Here is a 10,236-nt window from a genome sequence, read left to right as displayed (position 1 = left end):
ATATGACTGAACAGCAACCTGTTGCGGTGCTGGGAGGCGGCAGCTTCGGCACCGCCGTGGCGAACCTGCTGGCGGAAAACGGCAACCCGGTACGCCAATGGATGCGCGATCCAGACCAGGCCCAGGCCATGCGCGTCAATCGCGAGAACCCGCGCTACCTCAAAGGCATTCGCCTGCAGGACGGCGTCGAGCCAGTCAACGACCTGCTGGCTACCCTGCAAGCCGCCGAGCTGATCTTCGTCGCCCTGCCATCCAGCGCGCTGCGCAGCGTGCTGGCGCCGCATGCCGAGCTGCTGCGGGGCAAATGCCTGGTCAGCCTGACCAAAGGCATCGAGGCGCAGAGCTTCAAGCTGATGAGCCAGATCCTCGAAGAGATTGCCCCGCAGGCGCGCATTGGCGTGCTGTCCGGGCCGAACCTGGCCCGCGAGATCGCCGAGCACGCGCTGACCGCCACCGTGGTCGCCAGTGAAGACGAAGCGCTGTGCCAGCGCGTACAAGAGGTGCTGCATGGCCGCACCTTCCGTGTCTACGCCAGCGCCGACCGCTTCGGCGTCGAGCTGGGCGGTGCGCTGAAGAACGTCTACGCGATCATCGCCGGCATGGCTGTGGCGCTGGGCATGGGCGAGAACACCAAGAGCATGCTGATTACCCGTGCCCTGGCCGAGATGACCCGCTTTGCCGTGAGCCTGGGCGCCAACCCGATGACCTTCCTTGGTCTGGCCGGGGTCGGCGACCTGATCGTCACCTGCTCTTCGCCCAAAAGCCGCAACTACCAGGTCGGCCATGCCTTGGGCCAAGGACTGTCGCTGGAACAGGCCGTCAGCCGCTTGGGCGAAGTGGCCGAAGGGGTCAACACCCTCAAGGTACTCAAGGTCAAGGCCCACGAGGCGCAGGTGTACATGCCGCTGGTGGCCGGCCTGCACGCGATCCTGTTCGAGGGGCGAACGCTCAACCAGGTCATTGAACACCTGATGCGCGCCGAACCGAAAACCGACGTCGACTTCATTTCCACCAGCGGTTTCAACTGAGCCGTCAGCGGCTCTGACCAGAGCAAGGAGCAATACATGAACGATACCCCCGAGCGCGCCCAGCGCGAGTCGATCATCCTGCGGGTGCTGTGGATGCTGGTGTTCCTGGTGGTCTGGCAGCTGGCCGAGCTGCTGCTCGGCGGCCTGGTCCTGGTCCAGCTGATCTACCGGCTGATCTATGGCGCGCCCAGCGCCAGCCTGATGAACTTTGGCGACAGCCTCAGCCAGTACCTGGCGCAGATCGGTCGCTTCGGCACTTTCCATACCGATAGCAAGCCATGGCCGTTCGCCGACTGGCCAACCCCGCGTACCCCGGAAGGCGAGGCGCCGCATGCCGTTGCCCCAGCGCCCCATCCGGTGCGTGACGAGGAGCCCAAGCTGTGAAGCTGTGGGTGCTGCGCCATGGTGAGGCCGAGCCGCGCGCCAATACCGATGCCGAGCGACGCCTCACCGCCCATGGCCGCGAGCAAGTGTTGCACAGCGCTGCGCGGCTGCTCGGCCAGCCGCTGCAGGCGATCATCGCCAGCCCCTATGTGCGCGCCCAGCAGACCGCAGCACTGGTGCATGACACCCTGGGCTTCGCCGAGCCGGTGCGCACCGTGCCCTGGTTGACTCCGGAAAGCGATGTGCAAAAAGTTATCGGTGAGATCGAGCGGTTGGGCCTGGAGCATGTCTTGTTGGTCAGCCACCAGCCTTTGGTTGGGGCGCTGGTCGGCATGCTCGAGCATGGCCATGGGCAACAAGCTGCGCCAATGAGCACCGCCAGCCTCGCTGAGCTGGAAGGCGATTGGCCGCTGGCGGGCCTGATGACCCTGCGCGCCCTTAGCCACCCAGGCTGATCCCTGGCAACTGGTAGTTTTGTCAGTTGCTTTGGCGTTGGGCGCGTTGCTAGCGTTGCCGGCACATCAAGCGAGCAGTGGGCCAGGGAGGATTGTATGAGCAGTCGGCGTCTGGAGTTGGTGCAGTCGGTAAAGCCGCAGGCGGCACTGGACAAACTCAATGAGCGGGGCGTCCCGGATTTTGCCGAGCACCGTTTGTTGCAAGACTGCGCAGATGCCAGCTTCAACCTGTTGCTGCGCAAGTTCGAGGGCCAATACGAACTCGAACAGCTGCGCCAGGCCAGTATGCGCATGGCGCACTTGCTGCAAACCAGCTGCCTGGCCTTGCGCAGGCTCAAGCTCAGTGAGCGCGATAAAGGCCTGGCGCGTGAGGCGCTGGAGTATCAGCTGGCGTATATGCACGCCTGTCTGCGCCGCTCGATGGCCAGTTTCGATTGACTTCGATGACCTGATCGCCCTTGGCGATGACCTATCCAAACGTTGCCGCCATCGCCGCGCTTGCCGACAATGGGCCATCATTCCCCCAGCAGAGCAGCCGGCCATGTCGCAGCAGATCTTCTTCGCCCATGCCAATGGCTTCCCCTCGGCCACCTACGGCAAGCTGTTCGCCGCACTGGCGCCGGACTACCAGGTCCAGCACCTGGAGCAGCATGCGCACGATCCGCGCTTTCCGGTCGATGACAACTGGCTGAACCTGGTCAATGAGCTGCTCCATCACCTGGCCCAGCAGGACGCGCCGGTCTGGGGCGTCGGCCACTCGCTGGGCGGCGTGCTGCACTTGCATGCGGCGCTGCGTTGCCCGCAGTACTACCGCGGCGTGGTAATGCTCGACTCCCCCGTGCTGACCCGCGCCGATCAATGGGTAATCCGCGCGGCCAAGCGCTTTGGCTTCATCGACCGCATCACCCCGGCAGGGCGCACCTTGGGCCGGCGCGAGTCATTCAGTGATCGCGACAGCGCCCGTGGCTACTTTGCCGGCAAGACCTTGTTCCGCCACTTCGACCCGGATTGCCTGGAAGCTTATCTGGAACACGGCCTGCAAGCTGCGCAAGACGGCCTGCGCCTGCGCTTCGATCCGGCCACCGAGATCAGCATCTACCGCAGCATTCCCCACCTCAGCCCAGCTCCGGCGCGCCAGCTACAGGTGCCGCTGGCGATGGTCCGCGGCGAGCGCAGTCGGGTGATCCGCCGCCACCATGCCTTGGCCGTGCGCGGCATGCCCCAGGGCGAATACCACAGCGTGCCGGGCGGGCACATGTTCCCGCTGGAGCGCCCCGACGACACCGCCAGCCTGATCAAGGGCCTGTTCGATCGCTGGAGCCAGGCATGAGCGCGCAGGTCGAGGAAATCCGCCTGAACCTGGGCCATATCGAACTGGCCGCGCACCTGTTCGGTCCCGCCGACGGCATCCCGGTGATCGCCCTGCATGGCTGGCTGGACAATGCCAATAGCTTCGCCCGCCTGGCACCTCGTCTCAAAGGGCTGCGCATCGTCGCGCTGGACTTGGCCGGGCATGGCTATTCGGAGCATCGCCCGGCCGGCGCCAGCTATGCGCTGGCCGATTACGCCCACGACGTAGTGCGGGTTGCCCAGCAGCTCGGCTGGGAGCGCTTCGGCCTGCTTGGGCACTCATTGGGGGCGATCATTTCCGTGCAACTGGCCGGCGCCTTGCCTGATCGGGTCAGCCATTTGCTGATGATCGACGGCGTCATTCCGCCGACCGGCGTCGAGCAAGACGCTGCCGAACGGCTAGGCATGGCGCTGCAGGCCCAGTTGCGCCTGGATGGCAAGCGCAAGTCGGTGTACGCCAACCTGGAAGAGGGCGTCGAGGCGCGCATGAAAGGCATGGTCGCAGTCAGTCGCGAAGCCGCCGAACTGCTGGCCCAGCGCGGCCTGATGCCGGTGCCCGGCGGCTACAGCTGGCGCAGCGACAGCCGCCTGACCCTGCCGTCACCCGTGCGGCTGAGCGAAACCCAGGCCATGGCCTTCGTCAAACGCATACAGTGCGAGGCCTGCCTGGTGGTGGCCGCCGATGGCATGCTCGCCCGGCACACGGCGCTGCTGGAGCAGCTACCCTTTGAACAGGTTTCACTGCCAGGCGGCCATCACCTGCACCTGAATGACGAGCACGGCGCGACCCTTGTCGCAGACTGTATCAATCGCTTTTTCGGGTTTCCTTGACTTGCACCGGACAAGTGTCGAGGCTTGGCGGGTTGAACAGGGAGACAACCATGTACATGCCAGACATCCATCCATCGATCACCGGCGCTGCGTGCGGCATGGGTGGCCGATGAGCATTCGAATCGTCATCGCCGCCTGCCTGGGCCTGGCCAGCCCGATAGTGTGGGCCGGCACGCTGCCGGTACCGTTGGACGGCAAAGTGGTCGATGAGCGCCCTGCGGTCGAGCAGGAGCGCGTCTATCCGATGGGCGCATTGCGCAAGATCAGTGGCCGCCTGCGCGTTGAAGGCAAGGTCGAGAGCCGTGGCCAGGTCAATTCCGTCACTTACCTGTTGCCCACCGAGCGTACCGCGCGCGAAGCTTTCACCAGCGCCCGCGAAGCGCTGCAGCGTGACGGCGGCTACCCGTTGTTCTGGTGTGAAAAGCGTGACTGCGGTGAAGCCAGCCTGTGGGCCAATGAAGTGTTCAAGAACGCTCGGCTCAATGGCGGCGACGACCAGCAGGCGTTCATCCTCCTGCGGCGCTCGGCAGAAGAGGCCAACACCCTGGTAGCGCTGTACAGCGTCACCGCTGGCAACAAGCGCGCCTACCTGCATGTGGAAGAGTTCGTTGCCGAGCAACCGCTGGGCGAACTGCTGCCCACCTCGGCTACGGTGATGCGCGAGCTGCGCGACACCGGCAAGCTCGACTACCCTGATCTTGCTGAGCCCAAGGATGCCTGGGTGACCCTGCTGAGCCGCAGCCTCAACCTCGACAGCACCCTGCGCGTGAGCTTGAGCGGCGAGCAAGCCGAAGCCTGGCGCGAACAACTGGCCAAGGCCGGTGTGCGTAGCGCGCGCCTGGAAGTGGGCACGGCACCGACAGAAGGCTTGCACCTGGAATTGATCCGCTGAAAGTGAGTCACCATGGCCAACAATGATCGCCTGCTGGTCCAGATCCTCCTGCTGGCGCTGCTCGGTGCCGGCTTGTGGGTGATGGCGCCGTTTATTTCCGCGCTGCTGTGGGGCGCTATCCTGGCGTTCGCCAGCTGGCCATTGATGCGCCTGCTCACGCGCCTGCTCGGCGGGCGCGAGACCCTCGCCGCCAGCGTGCTGACCACGATGTGGATCTTGCTGGTGGCGCTGCCGCTGGTGTGGCTGGGGTTCAACCTGGCCGACCATATCCGTGATGCCACGGCCTTCGTGCGCGATGTCCAGGTCGATGGCTTGCCCGACGCACCGAGTTGGCTGGGGGGTATTCCCTTTGTCGGTGAACGGCTGGTGGCGATGTGGGACTCTGTCGACCAGCAAGGCGCTGCGCTGATTGCATCGATCAAACCGTATCTGGGCCAGGTGGGCAACTGGCTACTGGCGCGCAGTGCACAGATCGGCAGCGGCGTGCTCGAGCTGACCTTGAGCCTGGTGTTCGTGTTCTTCTTCTACCGTGACGGGCCACGCCTGGCGGCGTTCGTCTTGCGCTTGTTGCAGCGGTTGATTGGCGAGCGTGCCGAGTACTACATCGACCTGGTGGCCGGCACCGTGCAGCGGGTGGTCAACGGCGTGATTGGTACCGCGGCTGCGCAAGGGCTGCTGGCGATGATCGGATTCCTGATCGCTGGGGTTCCTGGCGCTATCGTGCTTGGCCTGGTCACCTTCATGCTCAGCCTGATCCCCATGGGGCCACCGTTGGCCTGGATCCCCGCGACGGCCTGGCTGGTGTGGCAGGGGGAGTATGGGATGGCGGTGTTCCTCGGTATCTGGGGTACCTTCGTCATCAGCGGTGTGGACAACGTGCTCAAGCCCTACCTGATCAGCCGCGGCGGCAACCTGCCGTTGGTGATCGTGCTGCTTGGGGTATTTGGCGGGTTGATCGCGTTCGGCTTCATTGGCCTGTTCATCGGGCCGACCTTGCTCGCAGTAGCCTACAGCCTGCTGCTGGACTGGAGCCGTAGCGCCGGGCAGCACACCCCGCAGCGCTAATCCGGCCTGCACAATCCCTGTAGGAGCGTAATGCTGTTCACTTAAGATTTTGGGGCCGCGTTGCGGCCCTTCGCGGGCAAGCCCGCTCCCACAGGTACGGCGCTGACCGTCCGAGCGGCGCTATACCTGTGGGAGCGGGCTGCCCGCGAAGGGCCGCAACGCGGCCCCAAAGCAGGCGACAAGGGCCTTAAGTGAACAGCATTACTGGGGCGGGACAAGCCTGCAGGCTCAGCTGCTGCTAACAGCCAACTGCTGGTCTTTACGCATTCTTTATGGCTTGAGCCACCCCCCGATCTCGCCCCTTTACGCCCCTCCCTCGGACAATTTCCCCAAAGCGGCCAACGCCGCAATTCGGGGAGATCGCTCATGAATATGCTCGACGGGGTGTCACTGCTGTTGGCAGTGGCGTTGGCGGTTTACCTGCTGGTGGCGCTGTTGCGCGCCGATCGCAGCTAGGGAGCGGCCATGCACAGTTATGATTTCGCGTTGTTGCTGGCGTTCTTCGCCATTGTGCTGCTGCCAGCACCGTGGCTTGGAAGGTTCTACTACAAAGTCATGGAAGGCCAGCGTACCTGGCTGTCACCCGTTCTCGCGCCAGTGGAGCAGGGCTGCTATCGCCTGGCGGGGGTGCGCCCCGAGCAGGAGCAGAACTGGAAGCAGTACACCTTGGCGCTGCTGGCATTCAACCTGGCCGGCTTCCTCCTGCTGTTCGCGGTGCTGCTGTTGCAGGGTTACCTGCCCCTGAACCCGCAGCACTTGCCGGGCCAAGAGTGGTCGCTGGCGTTCAACACGGCGGTGAGCTTCGTCACCAACACCAACTGGCAGGCCTACAGCGGTGAAGCCTCGGTCAGCTACCTGAGCCAGATGCTGGGCCTGACCGTGCAGAACTTCGTCAGTGCCGCCACCGGTCTTGCCGTGCTGGTCGCCCTGTGCCGTGGCATCGCCCGGCGCTCGGCCACCACCCTCGGTAACTTCTGGGTCGACATGACCCGCGCTACCCTCTACGGCCTGCTGCCGCTGTGCATCGTGCTGGCGCTGCTGCTGGTCTGGCAGGGCGTACCGCAGACGTTCGCCGACTATGCCCACGCGCTGACCCTGCAAGGCAGCGAGCAGACCATTCCACTGGGCCCTGCCGCCAGCCAGATCGCCATCAAGCAGCTGGGCACCAACGGCGGCGGCTTCTTCGGCGTCAACTCGGCGCACCCGTTCGAGAACCCAACGGCCTGGAGCAACCTGTTCGAGGTGGCCTCGATCATCCTTATCCCGGTCGCACTGGTGTTCACCTTCGGCCACTACGTCAAGGACCTGCGCCAGAGCCGGGCGATTCTTGCCTGCATGCTGGCGCTGTTCCTGATCGGTGGCAGCACCGCGCTGTGGTCCGAATATCAGCCCAACCCCGCGCTTGAGAACCCTCAGGTGCAGCAATCGGCGCCGATGGAGGGCAAGGAGAGCCGCTTCGGTACCACCGGTTCGGTGCTATGGACGGTCACCACCACCGCCGCTTCCAACGGCTCGGTCAACGCCATGCACGACAGCCTCAACCCGCTGACCGGCATGGTCGCGATGGTCAACATGATGGTCGGCGAGGTGATCTTCGGCGGCGTCGGCGCTGGGCTGTACGGCATGCTGCTGTTCGTCTTGATCGCGGTGTTCCTGGCCGGGCTGATGATCGGCCGTACTCCGGAATACCTGGGCAAGAAGCTCCAGGCCCGCGAAGTGCAGTTGCTGGTGGCGACGTTGTTGGTGATGCCCGTCGGCGTGCTGGTGCTCGGCGCCATCGCCGCCAGCCTGCCAGGCCCGGCCGCTGCCGTAAGCAACCCCGGCGCGCACGGCTTTAGCCAGCTGCTCTATGCCTACACCTCCGGCACCGCCAACAACGGCTCGGCCTTCGCCGGCTTCGGCGCCAACACGGTCTACCACAACGTGATGATCGCCCTGGCCATGCTCATCGGCCGCTTCGGCTACATCCTGCCGGTGCTGGCCCTGGCGGGAAGCTTGGCGGCGAAGAAAAGCACGCCGCTGGGGCACAACAGCTTCCCCACCCACGGCCCACTGTTCACCAGCCTGCTGCTGGTCACCATCCTGCTGGTCGGCGGCCTGACCTTCTTGCCAACGCTGGCGCTGGGCCCCATTGCCGAACACCTGAGCCTGGGTTTCTGAGGAATCAACCATGAACATGCCCATTGCTGAAGTCAAAGCGCCGCGCGTCAGCGCCGACCAGACCCGCCTCGCCGCGTTGTGGCGGCCGGCCCTGATCCAGGCGTTGGTCAAGCTCGACCCACGCCAGCTCAAACGCTCGCCTGTGATGCTGGTGGTCGAACTGACCGCCATCCTCACCACCCTGCTGTGCTTCGCGCCGGACAGCGGCGTGAGTACCGCGGTGGCGGTACAGATCGCCCTGTGGCTGTGGTTCACCGTGCTGTTCGCCAACTTCGCCGAAGCCCTCGCCGAAGGCCGTGGCAAGGCCCGAGCCGACAGCCTCAAGGCCGGCAGCCAAGGGTTGCAAGCCACCCGTCGCAACGCCGCTGGCCAGTTCGAGCAGGTTGCCGCCAGCGAGCTACGCAAGGGCGACGTGGTCAAGGTGATTGCCGGTGAGTTGATCCCCGGTGACGGCGAAGTGATAGAAGGCATCGCTGCGGTCAATGAAGCGGCCATTACCGGTGAGTCAGCGCCGGTGATCCGCGAGTCCGGCGGCGACCGCTCGGCCGTCACCGGCAACACCCGGCTGGTGTCCGACTGGCTGCTGATCCGCATCAGCAGCAACCCCGGCGAGTCGACCCTGGACCGCATGATCGCCCTGGTCGAAGGCGCCAAACGGCAGAAAACCCCCAACGAAATTGCCCTGGACATCCTGCTGATTGGCCTGACCCTGATCTTCTTGATCGTGGTGGTGACCTTGCAGCCGTTCACCCATTTCGTAGGGGGCAGCCTGCCGCTGATCTTCCTTGCCGCACTGTTGGTCACGCTCATCCCCACCACTATCGGTGGCTTGCTGTCGGCGATCGGTATCGCCGGCATGGATCGTCTGGTGAGGTTGAATGTGATCGCTCGCTCCGGTCGCGCCGTCGAGGCCGCGGGTGATGTGCACACGCTGATGCTCGACAAGACCGGCACCATCACCTTCGGCAACCGTCGTTGCAGCGCACTGCACGCGGCACCCGGCATTACCGCCAAAGAGCTGGGGGAGGGCGCCTTGCTCGCATCGCTGGCCGACGATACCGCCGAAGGCAAGTCGATTGTCGAGTACCTGCGCCAACTGCACGACTTCATCGAGCCCTCGCCTGAGCAATTGACCCCGATCGCCTTTAGCGCCGAGACCCGTCTCTCCGGCGTCGACCTGCAACAACACCGCTACCGCAAGGGCGCCGTCGATGCCGTGTTGGCCTTCGTCGGCATGCAACGCCTGGAGATGCCCGTGCCGCTGGCCAAGGAGGTCGAGCGCATCGCCCAGAGCGGCGGTACGCCCTTGCTGGTTTGCGTCGACAAACGCCTGCTCGGCGTGATCCACCTCAAGGACGTGGTCAAGCCCGGCATTCGCGAACGCTTCGCCCAATTGCGCAAGCTGGGCATCCGCACCGTGATGGTCACCGGCGACAACCCGCTGACCGCCGCCGCCATTGCTGCCGAGGCTGGGGTCGATGACGTGCTCGCCGAAGCCACTCCAGAGAAGAAGCTCGCCCGCATCCGCCAGGAGCAGAACGACGGCCGCCTGGTCGCCATGTGTGGTGACGGTGCCAACGATGCCCCGGCCCTGGCCCAGGCAGACGTCGGCATGGCCATGAACGACGGCACCCAGGCGGCCCGCGAGGCGGCCAACATGGTTGACCTGGACAGCGACCCGACCAAGCTGCTCGACGTGGTCCAGGTGGGTAAAGAACTGCTGGTCACCCGTGGCGCGCTGACCACCTTCTCGATCGCCAACGACGTGGCCAAGTACTTCGCCATTCTTCCGGCGCTGTTCGCCGCGATCTACCCGCAACTGGGCGTGCTCAACCTGATGCATCTGGCCAGCCCGCAGAGTGCGATCCTTTCGGCGATCGTGTTCAACGCGCTGATCATCATCGTGCTGATCCCGCTGGCCCTGCGCGGCGTGCGCGTGCAAGCCGCCAGTGCCGCCCACCTGCTGCGGCGCAACCTGCTGATCTACGGCGTGGGCGGGCTCATCGTGCCGTTTGCCGGAATCAAGCTGATCGACCTGCTGCTCAACGCATTGCACCTGGTGTGAAGGAAA

At 64.9% G+C, this 10,236-nt stretch carries 11 protein-coding genes; all 11 read left to right on the top strand.

Features of this window, described 5'->3' with window-relative positions; all coding sequences use genetic code 11:
- The first annotated feature begins 2 nt into the window (after window positions 1–2).
- The 11 genes from OIU19_RS10555 to kdpB all read left to right on the top strand — a co-directional run bounded on the left by OIU19_RS10555 (window position 3) and on the right by kdpB (window position 10,230).
- Window positions 3–1,028: an NAD(P)H-dependent glycerol-3-phosphate dehydrogenase gene (locus tag OIU19_RS10555; protein WP_264234955.1), complete on the top strand. Its 1,026-nt coding sequence runs from the start codon at window positions 3–5 to the stop codon at window positions 1,026–1,028.
- A 36-nt stretch (window positions 1,029–1,064) separates the two neighbouring features.
- Window positions 1,065–1,412: a DUF4389 domain-containing protein gene (locus tag OIU19_RS10550; RefSeq protein ID WP_264234954.1), complete on the top strand. Its 348-nt coding sequence runs from the start codon at window positions 1,065–1,067 to the stop codon at window positions 1,410–1,412.
- Window positions 1,409–1,867 (top strand): phosphohistidine phosphatase SixA, encoded by a 459-nt coding sequence (sixA, locus tag OIU19_RS10545; protein ID WP_186555723.1) that lies wholly within the window; start codon window positions 1,409–1,411, stop codon window positions 1,865–1,867. The genes OIU19_RS10550 and sixA overlap by 4 nt, the downstream gene beginning before the upstream one ends.
- A 96-nt stretch (window positions 1,868–1,963) precedes the next feature.
- A complete protein-coding gene (locus tag OIU19_RS10540; protein WP_264234953.1) occupies window positions 1,964–2,305 on the top strand; it encodes a hypothetical protein in 342 nt (113 codons plus the stop codon).
- Window positions 2,306–2,408: 103 nt separating this feature from the next.
- Window positions 2,409–3,197 carry an alpha/beta fold hydrolase gene (locus tag OIU19_RS10535; protein WP_186555725.1) on the top strand — a complete coding sequence of 263 codons (789 nt, stop codon included), beginning with the start codon at window positions 2,409–2,411 and terminating at the stop codon, window positions 3,195–3,197.
- Window positions 3,194–4,048, top strand: coding sequence for an alpha/beta hydrolase (locus tag OIU19_RS10530; RefSeq protein ID WP_264234952.1), 855 nt, complete (start codon window positions 3,194–3,196; stop codon window positions 4,046–4,048). The genes OIU19_RS10535 and OIU19_RS10530 overlap by 4 nt, the downstream gene beginning before the upstream one ends.
- Before the next feature lie 109 nt (window positions 4,049–4,157).
- A complete protein-coding gene (locus tag OIU19_RS10525) occupies window positions 4,158–4,940 on the top strand; it encodes a DUF4892 domain-containing protein (RefSeq protein ID WP_186555727.1) in 783 nt (260 codons plus the stop codon).
- A 12-nt stretch (window positions 4,941–4,952) separates the two neighbouring features.
- Window positions 4,953–6,005, top strand: a complete 1,053-nt coding sequence (locus OIU19_RS10520) for an AI-2E family transporter (RefSeq protein WP_264234951.1) — start codon at window positions 4,953–4,955, stop codon at window positions 6,003–6,005.
- 366 nt (window positions 6,006–6,371) lie between these two features.
- Entirely contained in the window at window positions 6,372–6,461 is a 90-nt protein-coding gene (kdpF, locus tag OIU19_RS10515) for a K(+)-transporting ATPase subunit F (RefSeq protein ID WP_186555729.1), read from the top strand.
- Between the two features lie 9 nt (window positions 6,462–6,470).
- Complete coding sequence (kdpA, locus tag OIU19_RS10510) at window positions 6,471–8,165, top strand: potassium-transporting ATPase subunit KdpA (protein WP_264234950.1); 1,695 nt, start codon at window positions 6,471–6,473, stop codon at window positions 8,163–8,165.
- Between the two features lie 10 nt (window positions 8,166–8,175).
- Window positions 8,176–10,230: a potassium-transporting ATPase subunit KdpB gene (gene kdpB, locus OIU19_RS10505; protein ID WP_264234949.1), complete on the top strand. Its 2,055-nt coding sequence runs from the start codon at window positions 8,176–8,178 to the stop codon at window positions 10,228–10,230.
- Window positions 10,231–10,236 lie beyond the last annotated feature (6 nt).

This window comes from Pseudomonas sp. BT-42-2 (assembly GCF_025847435.2).
GTDB lineage: Bacteria > Pseudomonadota > Gammaproteobacteria > Pseudomonadales > Pseudomonadaceae > Aquipseudomonas > Aquipseudomonas urmiensis.
Note: the sequence above shows the minus strand (reverse complement) of the source record. Positions and strands in the feature narration are given on the sequence as shown.